Annotated in this window: 13 protein-coding genes; 10 read left to right on the top strand and 3 right to left on the bottom strand. The window is 59.0% G+C overall.

Features of this window, described 5'->3' with window-relative positions; translation table 11 throughout:
* Window positions 1-199 precede the first annotated feature (199 nt).
* The 7 genes from PW789_RS04110 (at window position 200) to PW789_RS04080 (ending at window position 9,785) form a co-directional block, all read left to right on the top strand.
* Complete coding sequence (locus PW789_RS04110) at window positions 200-304, top strand: translocated intimin receptor Tir (RefSeq protein WP_299371825.1); 105 nt, start codon at window positions 200-202, stop codon at window positions 302-304.
* Between the two features lie 9 nt (window positions 305-313).
* The gene (locus tag PW789_RS04105; protein ID WP_299371822.1) at window positions 314-1,603 is read left to right on the top strand and encodes a GRP family sugar transporter; all 1,290 of its coding nucleotides are present in this window, start codon (window positions 314-316) and stop codon (window positions 1,601-1,603) included.
* A 45-nt stretch (window positions 1,604-1,648) separates the two neighbouring features.
* The gene (locus PW789_RS04100) at window positions 1,649-2,671 is read left to right on the top strand and encodes a LacI family DNA-binding transcriptional regulator (RefSeq protein ID WP_299371784.1); all 1,023 of its coding nucleotides are present in this window, start codon (window positions 1,649-1,651) and stop codon (window positions 2,669-2,671) included.
* A gap of 48 nt (window positions 2,672-2,719) precedes the next feature.
* Window positions 2,720-3,604, top strand: a complete 885-nt coding sequence (gene bla, locus PW789_RS04095; RefSeq protein ID WP_299371781.1) for a subclass B3 metallo-beta-lactamase — start codon at window positions 2,720-2,722, stop codon at window positions 3,602-3,604.
* A 172-nt stretch (window positions 3,605-3,776) separates the two neighbouring features.
* Entirely contained in the window at window positions 3,777-4,637 is an 861-nt protein-coding gene (locus tag PW789_RS04090) for an inositol oxygenase family protein (protein ID WP_299371778.1), read from the top strand.
* A 549-nt stretch (window positions 4,638-5,186) separates the two neighbouring features.
* A complete protein-coding gene (locus PW789_RS04085; RefSeq protein WP_299371775.1) occupies window positions 5,187-8,534 on the top strand; it encodes a TonB-dependent receptor in 3,348 nt (1,115 codons plus the stop codon).
* Window positions 8,535-8,624: 90 nt separating this feature from the next.
* Entirely contained in the window at window positions 8,625-9,785 is a 1,161-nt protein-coding gene (locus PW789_RS04080; RefSeq protein ID WP_299371772.1) for a phosphatidylinositol-specific phospholipase C1-like protein, read from the top strand.
* Window positions 9,786-9,818: 33 nt separating this feature from the next.
* On the opposite strand, the gene PW789_RS04075 is transcribed toward PW789_RS04080, so the two are convergent.
* The 3 genes from PW789_RS04075 to PW789_RS04065 form a co-directional block, all read right to left on the bottom strand.
* Window positions 9,819-10,577 carry a LytTR family DNA-binding domain-containing protein gene (locus PW789_RS04075; protein ID WP_299371769.1) on the bottom strand — a complete coding sequence of 253 codons (759 nt, stop codon included), beginning with the start codon at window positions 10,575-10,577 and terminating at the stop codon, window positions 9,819-9,821.
* A complete protein-coding gene (locus PW789_RS04070) occupies window positions 10,574-11,632 on the bottom strand; it encodes a sensor histidine kinase (protein ID WP_299371765.1) in 1,059 nt (352 codons plus the stop codon). Before PW789_RS04070 ends, PW789_RS04075 begins: the two co-directional genes overlap by 4 nt.
* A gap of 298 nt (window positions 11,633-11,930) precedes the next feature.
* Window positions 11,931-13,055 carry a cellulase family glycosylhydrolase gene (locus PW789_RS04065; RefSeq protein ID WP_299371762.1) on the bottom strand — a complete coding sequence of 375 codons (1,125 nt, stop codon included), beginning with the start codon at window positions 13,053-13,055 and terminating at the stop codon, window positions 11,931-11,933.
* A 185-nt stretch (window positions 13,056-13,240) separates the two neighbouring features.
* On the opposite strand from PW789_RS04065, the gene PW789_RS04060 reads away from it, so the two are divergent.
* From PW789_RS04060 to PW789_RS04050, 3 genes are all read left to right on the top strand, one after another.
* Window positions 13,241-14,296 (top strand): MBL fold metallo-hydrolase, encoded by a 1,056-nt coding sequence (locus PW789_RS04060; protein ID WP_299371759.1) that lies wholly within the window; start codon window positions 13,241-13,243, stop codon window positions 14,294-14,296.
* A gap of 48 nt (window positions 14,297-14,344) precedes the next feature.
* A complete protein-coding gene (locus PW789_RS04055) occupies window positions 14,345-15,190 on the top strand; it encodes an IclR family transcriptional regulator (protein WP_299371756.1) in 846 nt (281 codons plus the stop codon).
* Between the two features lie 189 nt (window positions 15,191-15,379).
* Window positions 15,380-16,150: a c-type cytochrome gene (locus tag PW789_RS04050; RefSeq protein ID WP_299371751.1), complete on the top strand. Its 771-nt coding sequence runs from the start codon at window positions 15,380-15,382 to the stop codon at window positions 16,148-16,150.
* Window positions 16,151-16,161 lie beyond the last annotated feature (11 nt).

Genomic DNA, 16,161 nt, shown 5'->3' with positions numbered 1-16,161 from the left:
ATGACGCATGACACGCGACGATATGCGACCATAGGACCATGCGGGTACGCCCTCTGCGATACGCCTGCCCCCGTCCCCCGGTGCGGCAAGCGATCGCCCCTAATGCCGAACCGTTGACAGCGTTTCTACCGGCATATAGGGTTTATTCCCGTAACGTAACCGCTTACTTTCAGCATTTCTCCCAGTTCAAGGACGCTCGATGAAATTCGCCCAGATGACAAAAGCCATCGTTACGGACAGCCACTTCCTGGTTCCGTTTTTCGTGCTGCTGGCAGGTATCGTCCTGCTGGTCGTACTGCACTAAGGAGAACCGATGGCAGGCGTCGCTCAAAGTTCAAAGAAAAATGCTCTGTCGCTGCATGGCCTTGGGGTCATCTGCGGTCTCACGGCAGGCGTATGGCTAGGGGCAGCCGAAGCCCCCACGAAGCTGGTCACCGTCGGATTTTCCCCCTTTGCCGTCTCGCTATGCATGGTCGCCGGCGTCTTTACTGCACGCTGGACCTTTCCCACGCTCCTCAAGGGCACCGGCTACGTCTTCCGCGACCTGATGGAAAGGAAGCACCTGATCGTTTGGGCGCTGCTGGCCGGGGCGCTCTGGGCCGTCGCCAATACGCTCACCGTCTTCGCCATCCGCGACGTCGGACTCGCCGTCGCCTTTCCTCTTTGGAACGCCAACTCGCTCATCGGCCTCTTCTGGGGACGCGTCCTCTTTAAAGAACTCTCCGGGGCCAGCGCGGGCAATATCAGCAAGGTCGTCCTCGGCGCCGTAGCGATCGTCATCGCCGCGGTCATGCTTGGCTTCAGCACCCTCCACGGCGACACAGCGGCAGCAGCGCACGCCGGGCGCGGCATCCTCGCCGCCATCGGCGCCAGCTTCATGTGGGGAACCATGTACGTTCCCTATCGCAAGGCCTACATCAGCGGCATGAATCCGCTCTCCTTCGTCACCGCATTCACCATCGGCGAGCTCGGCACCGTCCTCGCCCTGACGCTCGCGCTCGATGGCGGGATGCACTCGCCTTCGTTCAACCTCTTCCACCATCGCGGACTCGTCTTCTGGCTCTTCCTCGGAGGCTTCGTCTGGGTCATCGGCGATCTCTTCCAGCAGTTTGCCGCCAAGTACCTGGGCATCGGCCGCGGCATCCCTCTTTCCAACACCAACCAGCTCTGGGGACTCGCCTGGGGCGCGCTGGTCTTCGGCGAACTCACCGGCGCTGATGCAAAACACCGCCTCCTGGTGCTGGCTGGCTCCGTCATCATGATCCTCGGCGCCCTTGCCATTGGAACCGCCGTCGCCTCTGCCCGCGAGCACACCTCCCACAACGAGGTCGTTCTCCGCGAGTGCGACCGCTACGGCCTCGACTACGTCCGCACCCTCGCCGCCCAGGCCGGCGACGAGTTCGGAGACCGAAGCGAGCGCCGCCGGTGGTGGGATTACCTCATCGTGGCTACCGCTACCGCGGTCTTCCTCTGGCTGGGCCTCAGCGCCGTTGTCCCACCTATCGCCATGAACATGATGTGGGTCGGCGTCCTGGGAGTGGTGCTCTTCGTCAGTCTTGTTATCGGCGGATGGACCCTCTGGCATCGCACACGTTTCAGCTAACGCCGGGTTCGCGACTCCGGATCAACACTGTAGGATGGTGGTGCAATGGCAGTTAGGCTCAAGGACATCGCTCGCGATCTCGGCGTCTCGGTCGTCACCGTCTCCAAAGTTCTCCGCGGCAACAAGGACATCGGCGACGAGACGCGCCGCCGCGTCCTCAAGCGTATGAAGGAGCTGAACTATCAGCCCAACATGCTTGCCCGCGGACTCGCCAGCGGTAAGACCTACACCATGGGCCTCGTCGTCCCCGACCTCGTCCACCCCTTCTTCGCCGAATTCGCCAAGTCGCTCAGCGCCGTCCTGCGCGAGAGCAGCCGCGCACTCATCATCACCTCCTCCGAAGAAGATCCCGAGATCGAGCGCCAGGAGATTCGCACGCTGCTGCATCGCGGCATCGATGTGCTTCTCATCGCCTCCTGCCAGTCCAGCCTGCGCAACTTCTACGAGATCGGCGACGACCGCACCCCGTACCTCCTCTTCGACCGCAACTTCCCGCACCTCGCGGCACACTTCGTCGGGTCCAATGACGTCCTGGTCGGCGAGATGGCCACCAACCACCTCATCGAGACCGGCCGTAAACGCATCGCGCACATCGCCGGACAGGGCACCAGCCCTGCCTTCGATCGCCTGCGCGGCTACCGCAACGCGATGATCGACGCCCGCCTCCCCACCCCCGACAGTTACGTCTTCACCGGCAGCCGCCTCGAAGAGACCGGCGACAAGGTTGCGGCAGAGGCCATCAAGCACTTCCTCGCGCTGCCTGAGCCACCTGACGCCATCTTTTGCTACAACGATCTCACCGCCATCGGCGCCATCGAAGCCGTCCTCGCCGCCGGTCTGCGCGTTCCCGAAGACATCGCCATCGTCGGTTGCGGCAACATGCCCTACAACGACTACCTTAAGGTGCCGCTCAGCTCCATCGACCACGGAACCTCCGAACTAGGCCGACGAGCCGGAGAGCTTGCGCTCGACCTGGTCAACAGCCCCGAGCAGCCCCCGAAGAATATTCTTGTACCGCCTACGCTGGTAGTTCGCGCATCCACCCGGCCCGCGGTCCAGGCAACATAGTCGCTGGTTCACAGCACAAAATTCGCTCGAACAATGCCATCCTTTTGCATGACCCGCCACGCCACGCCGTTTGCTCTCCTGTTTCTTCTGCTCGTCTCTTTCTCCACGGGAATAACCCGCGCCCATGCGCAGCCACCGGGATGGTCCGAGCCGTTTCCGCCGCACAGGATCATCGGCAACCTCTACTACGTCGGCACCAAGGAGCTCGCCAGCTTCCTGATCGTGACGCCTCAGGGCAACATCCTCATCAACTCGGACCTTGATAGCACGGTCCCGATGATCCGCAAAAACATCGAGCAGCTAGGCTTCAAGTACAGCGACACAAAGATCCTGCTCATCAGCCACGCTCACTACGATCACGCCGCCGGCAGCGCCACCATCATTCAGCAAACCGGCGCGAAGTACCTGGTGATGGACGACGACGTACCCGTCATCGAAGACGGCGGCCGCAGCGACTTCTACTACGGCAAGGACAAATCCTCCTGGTACAAACCAGCCAAGGTTGACCGCGTGCTGCATGACGGAGATGTCATCAAACTCGGCGAAATGACGCTCGTCGCCCATAAGACCCCCGGCCACACTAAGGGCTGCACCACCTGGACCATGCAGGTGAAGCTGGGAAACCACGCCTTCGATGTCGTCATCGTCGGCAGCCCCTACGTCAACACCGGCTACAAGCTAGTCAATAATCCGAAGTACCCGGACATCGTCCACAACTTCGAATACACCTTCGATGTCCTCAAATCGCTGCACTGCGACATCTTTCTCGGTGCCCACGGCCAGTACTACAACCTGGAGGCAAAGTACGCCCGCCTCAAGAAGGGCGACCTGACCGCATTTGTCGATCCCGAGGGCTACCGCCAGTTCGTCATCCGCAGTGAAGCGAAGTTTCAGGAGGAGCTCGCTCGACAGACAGCGGCAGCAGCTCGCTGAATAAAATCAGCAGCTTACAGAAACAGGGGCGTCTCTAGCAGGTATGCCTCCAACATGTCTCGGCATCCTTGAAAAAATTAACAATTTTCATTGCTTTTCCCCTTGCCAGCCGTCGCGAATGCTACCTATAGTTAGCGGTAACTTACGGGATGTTCCGTATGGAGGGAAGACAATGGCAACGACGACAATTCCTGTAGATGCTCCTTTGAAGGACATGGATGAATGGGATGACTTTCTTGAAGGCCGCTACAAAGAGGGCAAGAGCGAAGAGGAGTTTCGCCAGTACGACGAGAAGGCTACCCCCAGCGTTGCCGAGTTCTACCGTCTGAATCACCAGTTCCAGACTTATGACTACGTCATGCAGAAGGAGAAGGAGTACTTCAGCCTGAACAAAGGCATGAAGACCATCTGGGAGGCTGCCGAGTTTCTCAACACGCTGGTAGACGACAGCGACCCGGACACCGACCTCACCCAGATCGAGCATCTCCTTCAGACCTCGGAAGCAATCCGCGCGGACGGCCATCCCCGCTGGTTCGTCCTCACCGGCTTCGTCCACGACCTCGGCAAGGTTCTGTGCCTCTACGGCGAACCGCAGTGGGGCGTCGTCGGAGACACCTTCCCCGTGGGCTGCGCCTATTCGAAGGACATCGTCTTCCCCGAGTACTTCAAGGCGAACCCGGATCTGAATCACCCGATCTACAGCACCAAATACGGCATCTACGAGCCAAACTGCGGCCTCGACAACGTACACATGTCGTTCGGACATGACGGCTATATCTACGAGGTCATGAAGCCGTATCTTCCGCAGGAGTCGCTGGCCATGTTGCGCTATCACTCCTTCTATCCCTGGCACCGCCACGGCGCGTATGAGCACCTCATGAACGAGAAGGATAAAGAGATGTTGCACTGGGTGAACAAGTTCAATCCCTACGATCTCTACTCCAAGGGACACACCAAGCCGGACATGAAAGAGCTGAAGCCTTACTACGACGACCTCTTCGCAGAGTTCCTTCCCGAAAAACTCGCCTGGTAACCGCTAACGCTCGATAACAAATCAAAAGGCCCCGGAGAAAGCTCTCCGGGGCCTTTTCGCTATTTCTGCTGGAATTCCACATTTTTCGACTCAAAAGAGTCAGCCTTATTTACCTGCCGTTGATCTTGACTCAGCAAGATAGCCTTACGGACTTACGGTTATTCGTCAGGATTCAACGTAGGAGAGGCATCTCCCAAGCCAAACCACGTTGACGCTAACCTGACGTATTAGCTTACTTAAGTCCATTTGTTTGAACATGTTGTTCCATCGCGAGCTGAGTTTTACGTTATCGGTACCGTAACTGCTTTTCTGTTGACAGTGCAACGCAACGGTAAGTAGTGTTTTCGCCGGTTTGAAAGATAGGTTACCGACTTCCACGAAGAAACAACGACCGTCTTCTGACTGATGAACTTTAGACACAAGCGGACGATGTATTAAATCGAGAGGCTAAGTATGAACGCAGATAACGCTTTTCCTGCTTCCATGAAGAAGCATGAACTATCCCCCAGGTCTTGGATCACTCTGTTGATATTGGTTTTCTCCCTGCTGATGAGTGGTCGTAATGCACAAGCGCAGTTCGATACCGCATCGGTGCTGGGATATGTGCACGACAACTCCGGCGCAGCTGTTCCGAATGCCACCGTAACCCTGACCAACGTGGCCACCGGAATCGCTCAAACCAAGCAGACCGACAACGAAGGCAAATACGAGTTTCCGAGCGTGCAGATCGGCAACTATCAGATCTCCACGGAAGCGACCGGCTTTGATCGGACTCGCACCGAGACGTTCGCGGCACAAACCAATGCCCGTCAGCGCGTGGACGTAACGCTGAAGACCGGTTCGGTCTCCGAAGAGGTTACTGTGACCTCCGCGGCTCAGATGCTTGAGACAGAGACCAGCTCTCACTCCACCGTCATCGGCACCCGCGAGGTTGAGAACCTTCCTCTCAACGGACGTTCGTACGCTGATCTCACTCTGCTGGCTCCCGGCGTACGTAAGAGCGCACTCGAGACCCAGACCACCTCAAGCCGCGAGGGCTCCTTCAACGTCAACGGCATCCGTTCGGCGTTCAACAACTTCCTGCTCGACGGTCTCGACAACAACAACTACGGCACTTCGAACCAGGGCTTTGCGAACGAAAATATTCCTCCTTCGCCGGACGCGATCAGCGAGTTCCGCGTAGAGACCAACAACTACTCGGCCGAGTATGGCCGTAACGTCGGCGCCGTCATCAACGCCACCGTGCGCCGCGGCACCAACAAGTTCCACGGTCGTGCCTGGGATTACGACCGCAACACGATGTTCAACGCGATCGGACCGTTCCTCGCGACGGGCGCAACCAAGCCTAAGTTCATCCGCAACCAGTTCGGCGGCACCTTCGGTGGTCCTATCTGGAAGGATCACACCTTCTTCTTCGCCGACTATGAGGGCGTCCGCCAGATCTTCAACAACCCCTCTGCGTCCTCGGTGATCCCCACCAACAACCAGCGCAATGGCCTCTTCTACCTGAACGATGACGCCTCGAACCCGGCGAACGCGATTCCGTTGCAGGATCCCATCACCGGTCGCACGTTTACCGGCAGCATCCCCAATGCACAGTGGACGCTCTTAGCCCGCAACGTCATCACCGCGCTTCCTACGCCCACAGCTTCGGGTCTGTCGAACAACTACACCATCACGCCCCGCGGCATCATCAACGACGACAAGGGCGATGCGCGCGTCGACCACAACTTCAGTCAGAACCTGAGCGTCTTCGGCCGCTACAGCCAACACGCCGGATACATCTTCGATCCGCCCAGCATCCCCGGCCCCGCAGGCGGTAACAGCAACGGCAACACCAGCATCACCAACAAGGCCATCGCAGGAGGCGTCACCTGGGCGATCTCCGCAAACAAGCTGCTCGATGCCCGCTTCGGCTGGAGCGAAAACAAGGGCGGTAAGACCCCCGTAGGCGCCGGTCAACCTTCGCTGCTGGTTGCCAGCGGCATCACCGATGGCCTTCCGACCGACCCCAACGTCGTTCGTCCGCTGAACGCACAGAGCGTCACCGGTTTCAGCCAGTTTGGCGCGCTGTCCTCCAACCCTCAGTTCCAGAACCCCACCATCTTCAACCCCAAGGTGAACTTCACCTGGCTGAAGGGCAAGCACAGCCTTAAGTTCGGCTACGAGTACCAGGCTGTCAATACCCAGGTCAACGACTTCAACCCGAGCTACGGTGCTGATAACTACGCCGGCCAGTACTCCAACAACGGCCTTCCTGCCGCCATCGCCAACCTGAGCACGACGCAGCAGGCTGCGTATACCTCACAGCTGCAGCAGGCCCGCAACCTGGCCGACTTCTACTTCGGCAACCGTTCGTCATACTCTCTGACGACCTACGCCGTGGTAAACCTTCGCCAGCGTTACAACTTTATGTATGTGCAGGACGACTTCAAAGTATCGCCGAAGCTGACGATCAATGCTGGCCTGCGCTACGAGATCGTGACACCGCAGTGGGAGCGCGACAACAAGCTCTCCAACTTTGACCCGGTCACCAAGACCCTGATCGCGGCAAAGGACGGAAGCACCTATAACCGTGCCCTGGTCAACACGCCGATGAACAACTTCGCTCCGCGCTTCGGCTTTGCCTACCAGGCGGCGCAAAACACCGTGCTCCGCGGCGGGTACGGCATCGGCTACACCCAGTGGAACCGTGCCGGTGGCGAAAACAACCTGACCTACAACGGTCCGAACGTCGTCAACGCCAGCATCACGCAGGTAGCTCCGACGGCCTCGTCGCTTTGCACCAACGATACGCAGTTGCAGTCGACCTGCTTCCGTCAGACGCAGCAGGGCTATAGCAACATCCTGACCGCTCCTTCTAACTTCAACCCCGCCAATGTGACGTCGCGCTACATTCCGAAGAACTTCAAGACCGGCTATCTGCAGAGCTACTTCATTGGCATCCAACAGCAACTCGGCCATGGCTGGCTGGTTGACGCAAGCTATGTCGGCAACAAGGGAACGCACTTCCAGATCCTGGCTGACTACAACCAGGGCGCTCCCTGCGTTGCCACTTCGACCACGACCTGCGGTTCGCTCGCCTCGCGTCGTCCTGTCCAGGGCTTCGGCGACATCGAAATCGCCTACGGTGGCGGATCGACCAACTACAACTCCATGCAGCTGAAGGTGGAGAAGCGGACTTCGGTCGGCCTCTACCTGCTCAACTCGTTCACTTACAGCCGCGCCTTCGATCTCTCGGGCGGTCATCTTGAGACAGCCAACGGCGATAACTCGCGCGTCGACTTCAACAACCCCAGCGCAAGCTATGGTCCTTCGGGCTATGACCAGCCGCTGGCCGATACCCTCTCTGTCGTGTATGACCTTCCTTACGGTCATGGCCGTCGCTGGGGCAACAGCGCTGGACGCCTCGTCGAGGCTGCACTGGGCGACTGGCAGATGACGCTGATCAACAGCATGACCAGCGGCGCTCCCATCAACATCAACTACTCGTTGTCGAGCGCCTCTGGCATCTACGGCACCGACCTGGTAACTTATCGCCCCAACCGCGTTGCCGGTGTGCCGATCTATGGCACGACGCGCACCAAGACGGCAACGACGGTCAGCGGTGTCTTCAACAACGCCGCATTCGCGCTGCCGACGTCCTATCCGTTCGGCAGTGCAACCCGCAACCTGGCACGCGCGAATGCCTTCTATCAGGCCGACTTCGGCCTTCACAAGGCATTCGCTCTCTGGAACGAGTCGTCGAAGTTCGACTTCCGCGCCGAGGCCTTCAACGTGCTCAACAAGACCAACTACAACGCGCCGAACAGCACATTTGGCGGTTCCAGCTTTGGTCAGATCACTACTGCCTTCCCGGCACGCCAACTGCAGCTTGCGGCGAAGATCATCTTCTAAGCGAATGCAATCCTGAACCAACAAGGGCGTCGCGACAGTTGCGGCGCCCTTCTCTTTTGATCGATACACTTTGTAGCAAGAGGAGACACTATGCTTCACAAGGCAATCCAGCTGACCGCAACAGCAGCGTTCATGACGGCGACAGGCTTCGCCATGGCACAAGGTTCGCAGGCAGCACAGGACCGTGCGGTTCGCATCAACCAAATCCAGGTCATCGGCTCGCACAACAGCTATCACACAGGCTTTGCACCCAGTGAGCGCAAGTTCCTCGAGATGAAGAATCCCCGCGCGCTTCGTAGCCTGGACTACAGCCACGCTCCGCTGGCCGAACAGCTTACCGGGGGTGTTCGCCAGATTGAGATCGACGTCTTCTCCGATGCCAAGGGCGGCCGCTTCGCTCATCCCAGGATCGATAAAGCCACCGTCGCCGCAGGTCTTCCCGCCGATCCCGACTTCGATCCGAATCACGAGATGGACAAGCCAGGCTTCAAGGTGATGCACATGCAGGACTTTGACCAGCGCAGCTCCTGCCACACCTTCGTCATCTGCCTCACGCAGGTGCGTACCTGGTCGCAGCAGCACCCGAAGCATCTGCCCATCTTCATCCTCGTCGAGACCAAGGAAGGCGACATGAAGGAGATTCCGGATGCCGTCAAGACGGAGCCCTTCACGCCCGCAGTCTTCGACGCTCTCGATGCCGAGATCCGCTCCGTGTTCAAACCAGGCGAGATCATCACACCCGACGATGTGCGTGGCAAAGCCTCAAGCCTCGAAGCCGCTGTCCTCGCCAACGGCTGGCCCACACTCGCCAAAGCCCGCGGCAAGGTGATCTTTCTGATGGACCAGCACAAGGTCACCCCGATCTACGCCGAAGGCCATCCTTCGCTGAAGGGTCGAGTGCTCTTCACCAACTCCGATCCCGGCCAGCCGGTGACCGCCTTCATCGAACAGAACGACGGCAGCAAGGAGACCATCGACGCATTGGTGAAGAAGGGATACCTCGTCCGCACCCGCACTGATGAGAGCACCGATCAGGCCCGCACCAACGACACCAGCAGGCGCGATCTTGCCCTCTCCAGCGGAGCGCAGTTGATCAGCACCGACTATCCTGGCTCCGAGCCGTCGACGTGGACCGGCTACTCCGTCACGCTGCCCGATGGGCTTATCGCACGCTGCAATCCCATCAACAAGCCAGCCACCTGCGTGGACAGCCTCCTTGAACCGAAGACGGAAACCTCCGCAAAGAAATAGCGGCCCATCCCATGCAACACCAGCTGGCTCGAGCTATCGCTCGAGCCAGTTTTTTATGCGTGCGCGATAGCCGCGGCTCATTGCAATCCTCTGCCCGTTGGTCATATGGACGCCATACTCACCATCCACTTCCGGCCGCACTTCCTTGACGTACTGCAGGTTGACGATCGACGAGCGGTGTACACGCAGGAAGGTATTCGGATCGAGCTTCTCTTCGAGATGCGTCATCGTCTCGCGCAGCAGATGCGTCTCCGACTGCGTACAGATGCGCACATAGTTCTCTTCCGCGCCGATCCAGCAGATCTCCGAAACAGGCAGGAAGAGAATACGCCCCTTTGACTTGAAGACGATGCGCTGTGTGTACGGTGTGCCGTTCGGTCCTGCCGTCACCGAAGCCGAAGGATTCTGCCGTGCCGCTTTGATGTGCTCCACCGCGCGCTGCGTCGCCGAACGAAAACGCTCGAGCGTAAACGGCTTCAACAAGTAATCCACAGCGTGGATCTCGAAGGCGCGCAAAGCATAGCGGTCGTAAGCGGTCGTGAAGATGACGCACGGCATGTAACCGCCTCCATTGGAGAGCTCTTTGACTACCTCAAAGCCGTCCATATCCGGCATACGGACGTCGAGAAAGAGAAGGTCCGGTTTAACCGTGCGAACAAGGTCGATCGTCTCCGCCGCACTCGAACCTTCTCCAACAATCTCAATCTCGGAGATCTCACGCAACAACTGACGCAGCTTCTGCCGCGCCAGCACCTCATCATCCGCCAGAACTGCCTGAATCTTCATACTCATGCACCGTACCCTGTAGTTTGCTCATGGGGGCTGTCCGCAAAGCGCAGCGGCAGCGTCATGACGACTCGAACCCGGTCGTCATCGATCTGGGATATAGAGAAGGTATGGTCGCCGCCGTAGTGCATCAGCAAACGCTCACGCACATTCGACAAGCCCACTCCACCGCCGTTGCTCTCCTCCGGCGGCAGCAGCCCCACTCCGTTATTGGTTACGGCAAGCCGCAGTACAGGCCCATGCGAGTCGGCTTCTATAAAAAGGAGTCCATGCGCACGAAGACGCGTCAACCCGTGCGCGTAGGCATTCTCCACAATCGGCTGCAGAATCATGGACGGTACCAGGGCATCGTGCAGCCCCGGATCGACAGTCACCTGCTGACTGACCCTTCCCTGAAATCTGCGGTCCTGCATGGCAAGATACATCTCGATGAACTCCATCTCATCGCTTAATGGGATGAACTGCGCATCGCCGCGATGCAACGTTATACGCAGCAGGCGGCTGAGTTGTTCCAGCATCAGATCCGCAGCTCCGACATCCGTGCGCATCAGGCTCGATATGCTGTTCATCGTGTTGAACAGAAAGTGTGGATTAAGCTGCATGCGCAACGCCCTCATCTGCGCATGCACAAGCTGCGACTGGAGTTGCTGCGTCATGCGTTCCTTCTCGCGAAACCGCAGATAATAGCCAACGCCGCGAAAGAGAAAGAACGCGGACCAGAAAATAACCAGGCTGTCCATTAACTCGGCGTCAAGATGGAACGACAACCGCTGCCAAAACGGCATTGGAGGCTTACCCATCGGAAGTCGCGGGAAGAGCAACACCCAGATGGCCTCTTCCACGACACTCACCAGGATGCTCAACGGGAAGAAATAGAGCAGGATCTTCTTCAGGCTCGCGGTGTAGATCTGCGAACGCATTGTCCACCACAGAACCCAACACAGGACGCCCCAGATGAAGTACTGTGCGCCCCACGCCTGCAGTAGCAGGCTCAACTTCACGTGATAGTTCCAGAAGCTCGAGCTCACCCACTCCTGTAATGCGAACAAAAGACCGAGCAACGTCGCTCCACCAATAAAGAGCAGAGGATGCATCCACAGCGGTTGGTGCGTCTCGTTCTTCCAGCGCGAAAACGTCAGAGGAATTCACCTCCCATTGCTTTCCCTCTCTGTGGACATACTTCGACGTCACTCATACCAACGCAATCAAGCCCGATATCGAATGGACTGAGAGGAATACGCTTCCGTTATCGCTCGGGTTCCGGTTTTCGGCCGATGCAGGACGCTAAAAAGGAACGGCCCTGCAACTGGTCACAGTTGCAGGGCCGTTCGTCACAGAATCATCTGGAGATGGAAAGCTTTACATCGCTCCTGGATTGGTCGTACCGCGTCCGGTCAGCTGCCGCATCAGCTCGACTTCGCGCTGGCGATACGGCGTATCGTCTTTGCGGAAGACCTCGTGGAACCACACCGTTGGTTGTGACAACACGTAAGGGTGCTGCCACGAGTCCCATGGCAGATAGGTCTGCGTCTTGCCTGCGACCAGTCCCCAGTTGATCGCACCGACGTGGAGCTGTTTGGCCAGCGGCAGAATGGTATCGAAGGTGCTTCCCGCACCGCGCGCCATGTATTCCGTACAGATGATGGGGCGATGCAGCGGCATCAACTCGCGCACGCGCGCCTCGAACTGCTCCGGCCACTCATAGTTATGGAAGGTGATGATATCGCTTTCTGCCAGCTGAATCTTCGTCACAGCATTCATCTTCGCGGGATCGGACCAGCTGTCGTGCCACACACCACTGGTCAGCGGCTGCGTCGGATTTGCAGAGCGTGCCCACGCGAAGGCCTTCGGCAACATCGCCGCGACGAGCTCACGCTTGCTCTTCGCCTCGCCGAAGCGGTTATCGTTCATGTTGTCCGGCTCGTTCCAGATGTCCCACGCCAGCACGCGGTCATCCTTGCCGAACGCCGAGACGACACCGACCACATACTCCTTCAGCTTAGGCTCATACGACGGATCGGAGAGCTCATGCGCGCCTGGACTCTGCACCCAGCCCGAATTATGCACGCCGGGGATCGGCGGATGCTGCGGACCGGGATGCGGATCGGCCTCCCAGCAGGAGTCAAACAGCACCAGCATCGGGCGAATATGGTGCTTCGCAGCAATATTAAGAAAGGCATCGAGCCGCTGCACAAATCCCTTGGGGTCCTGCTGCCAGAGCTGGTCCTGCAAGAAGACGCGCATCGTGTTCATACCGATCGATTCCGCCAACCCCAGCTCACGATCGTTGATCGCCGGGTTGAAGGTCGCAGCCTGAAACATTTCGAACTGGTTGATCGCGTCCGAGGGAACATAGTTGGCACCCACCAGCCAGGGCTGTTTCGCGTACCAGTCGTTGGCTTTTTCAGGCGTCCAGCGTTCCTGGGCAACAGCAGGCAGCGCAATCAGGCATGCCATCAGAAGGCAGAATATGCGGGATCTCATGTGGCAGCCATGATACTTCGCTCAATACACGTTTGAAAAAGACAACGTTGGCCGGAAGTGCAAAATGGTTCAAATGTACTATACGAACCGCCTTGGTTTGAAGGATGATCGGACTATTGAATCGGCGCTCGCTATTTGCATCAAACTCGATTGCTGACGAAACTTCACGGGGAGCACTTGTCACGATGACGTGGAAGAATCGGCTATGCCGTGCAGCCTTGATCGCATCTCTGATTCCTTCATTTACCCTGGCTCAAAGCCATAAGGGCGGTGGTGGAGATCTCAAGGTCTACCTCGTCGACGTCGAGGGCGGCCAGGCAACATTGTTTGTAACCCCCGCAGGCAAATCCCTGCTGGTCGACACCGGCTGGCCGGGTAACGACTCTCGCGACGCCGACCGCATCGTCGACGCCGCAAAGGCAGCCGGCATTGCAAAGATCGACTACGTGCTGCTGACGCACTACCACGTCGATCACACCGGCGGCGTTCCCCAGTTGCTGGCAAAGATCCCTGTCGGCGCCTTCATCGACCACGGCCCCAACCGCGAGGAAGACGCCGGAACCCAGCGCGCCTATACGGCTTACGAAAAGTCCATCGCCGCCCAAAAGCTGACCCGCATCACGGCAAAGCCCGGAGATGTGCTGCCCATCGTCGGCATGAAGGCCACAGTCATCAGCTCGGACGGAGAGTTGATCGACAAGCCGCTGGCCCGCGGCGGCCAGGAGAACCCCTACTGCAAGGAGTCCGAGGTACGGCCGCCCGATACGACCGAAAACAGCCGTTCCGTCGGCATCGAGATCGTCTTCGGCAAGCTGACGCTGATCGATCTCGGCGATCTCACCTGGGACAAGGAGATGCAGTTGATGTGCCCGATTAATAAAATCGGCTCGGTCGACGTGCTCATTGTCTCGCACCACGGCATGTTCATGAGCTCGAGCCCAGCGTATGTCAAAGCGATAGGGGCACGGGTTGCACTGATGGACAACGGAGCGAAGAAGGGCGGCTCCGCGCCGGCGCTGAAGACTATCGCCTCGGCCCCAGGCCTCGAAACGCTCTGGCAGCTGCACATTTCCCCGGAAGGGGGAACCGAGTGGAACACCGCCGATGACTACATCGCCAACCTCGACGGTCCCGACACCGGCCACTCTCTGGAGCTCACCGGCCATGGAGATGGCAGCTTCGATATCCTCAATACGCGCACGCAAACCACCAGACACTATGCCGCGCGCCTACCGCGCTAGGCCTTTGAACCGTCGACACCTCGTAATGCTTTTGTTACCTTGTGTGAAATGCGTCCGGCATCCTCTCGCCCCTCAATAACGAAGCCGCAGGAGAAGCGGTACTATCCCACACCCGCCCTGGAAAAGGGTCTGGACATTCTGGAGCTCTTCGCCAGCACGCCCGAGGGGATGACCGTCAGCGAGGTGGCGCGGCGCCTGAACCGCACCATGTCGGAGATCTTCCGCATGCTGCTCTGCCTCGAGCATCGAGGCTATCTCGCGCAATCGGCCAACCGCGAGCGCTATCACCTGACCCTGCGCCTCTTCCGCCTCGGCCAGGAGCATCCCCCCACCAAGCGCATGGTGACCGAGGCACTTCCCATCATGCACGCCCTGGCGCAGGAGACGCGACAGTCCTGCCATCTCGGCGTACTTGACGGTAGCCACGTCGTCATCCTCGCCCAGGTGGACTCGCCGGAATCGACCGGCTTCTACGTCAAAGTCGGCTCCAAGGTCGACCTGATGCACGCCGCCACAGGACACGTCATCCTCGCGCACCAGGACGAGGACGCCTGCGCTCGCGCCATCCACGAGTGGTCCCTCGAAACCCAGAAGAAGAAGCCTGCCGACCTCGACGATCATCTCGAGAAGATCCGCGCTCGCGGCTACGAGCGTCGCGCCAGCTATGAGATCAACGGCATCATCAATATCAGCTTCCCCGTCCTCAATGCGCAGGGCAATGCCATCGCTGGTATCACGGTTCCCTACGTCAAGCGGATCGAAGATAACATCAGCCCAACCGAGGTGATCGAGTCCCTGCAGCGCGCCAGCCGCCAAATCTCCGAGGCCATGGGAGCCTTGACCGAACCGGAACCGGCCGAAGAACCCGCCCCGGTTCGCAAACGCAAGAAATAGTCCACCAAAGCCTTGCGCACATCCTTGCAAGGGCGCAGGACAACCGTCCTTGCCAATCGAGGCTCCGCTGTAATATTTTTGAGGGCAGAAATAAAGGGGCCTTCCTTCATGCCAACTACTTGTGGCTGGGTTCATCTCCAGCGACACGCCCAGACTGCGTGTCTCGCCCTTTTGTGCAGCGTATTCACCATGCCGACGGCCTATGGACAAGGTGCTTCGGCTGCAGCCAAGCCCGTCTTTGGCGCTCAGGGCCCTCTCCCCGCGCATAAGGTCTATACGGCAGCCGAGATCGAAGACGGCGGCTCCCTCTTCCAGCAGCACTGCGCTTTCTGCCACGGCCGAGATGCCGGGGGCGGCGAGAGCGGCCCCGACCTCACTCGCTCCAAGCTGGTCACAGGCGATAAGAACGGCAACGACATCGGCGCCGTAATTCGCACCGGCAGAATGGAGAAGGGCATGCCGAAGTTCGCCCTCGCCGATGCGGAGGTCGTACACCTTATCGCCTTCATTCATTCCCAACAGGACAAGGCGATGTCGCAGACCGGCGACCGCAAGGGTGTCGATGTCTCCGACCTGCAGACAGGCAACGTCGAGGCCGGCAAAAAGTATTTCAACGGCGCAGGCACCTGCTCGAAATGCCACTCCCCGACCGGCGACCTGGCCGGTGTCGCCTCACGCTACGAGGGCCTCAAGCTCGAGCAGCAGATGCTCGCTCCCCGCGACACCAAGGCCAGAGTAAGCGTGACCGTGCACAATGGCTCCGCCGTCACCGGCAAGCTCGCCTTCCAGGATGAGTTCACCATCGCTCTCATCGACGACGACGGCCGCTATCGCTCCTGGAGCAAGGATAAGGTGACATACAAAGTGGATGCCCCGGCCGAGGCTCACGTCGAACTCTTCGACAAATACACCGACGACGACATCCACAACCTGATGGCATACATCCAGACGCTTCGCTAATCAGCGCCGCT

Origin of the sequence: Edaphobacter sp. (assembly GCF_028283685.1) — a bacterium.
Taxonomy (GTDB): domain Bacteria; phylum Acidobacteriota; class Terriglobia; order Terriglobales; family Acidobacteriaceae; genus Edaphobacter.
Note: the sequence above shows the minus strand (reverse complement) of the source record. Positions and strands in the feature narration are given on the sequence as shown.

Coding starts and splice junctions, on each gene's coding strand:
- PW789_RS04110 (WP_299371825.1), top strand. CDS start 200: ATGAAATTCGCCCAGATGACAAAAGCCATCGTTACGGACAGCCACTTC.
- PW789_RS04105 (WP_299371822.1), top strand. CDS start 314: ATGGCAGGCGTCGCTCAAAGTTCAAAGAAAAATGCTCTGTCGCTGCAT.
- PW789_RS04100 (WP_299371784.1), top strand. CDS start 1,649: ATGGCAGTTAGGCTCAAGGACATCGCTCGCGATCTCGGCGTCTCGGTC.
- bla (WP_299371781.1), top strand. CDS start 2,720: ATGACCCGCCACGCCACGCCGTTTGCTCTCCTGTTTCTTCTGCTCGTC.
- PW789_RS04090 (WP_299371778.1), top strand. CDS start 3,777: ATGGCAACGACGACAATTCCTGTAGATGCTCCTTTGAAGGACATGGAT.
- PW789_RS04085 (WP_299371775.1), top strand. CDS start 5,187: ATGAGTGGTCGTAATGCACAAGCGCAGTTCGATACCGCATCGGTGCTG.
- PW789_RS04080 (WP_299371772.1), top strand. CDS start 8,625: ATGCTTCACAAGGCAATCCAGCTGACCGCAACAGCAGCGTTCATGACG.
- PW789_RS04075 (WP_299371769.1), bottom strand. CDS start 10,577: ATGAGTATGAAGATTCAGGCAGTTCTGGCGGATGATGAGGTGCTGGCG.
- PW789_RS04065 (WP_299371762.1), bottom strand. CDS start 13,055: ATGAGATCCCGCATATTCTGCCTTCTGATGGCATGCCTGATTGCGCTG.
- PW789_RS04060 (WP_299371759.1), top strand. CDS start 13,241: ATGACGTGGAAGAATCGGCTATGCCGTGCAGCCTTGATCGCATCTCTG.
- PW789_RS04055 (WP_299371756.1), top strand. CDS start 14,345: ATGCGTCCGGCATCCTCTCGCCCCTCAATAACGAAGCCGCAGGAGAAG.
- PW789_RS04050 (WP_299371751.1), top strand. CDS start 15,380: ATGCCGACGGCCTATGGACAAGGTGCTTCGGCTGCAGCCAAGCCCGTC.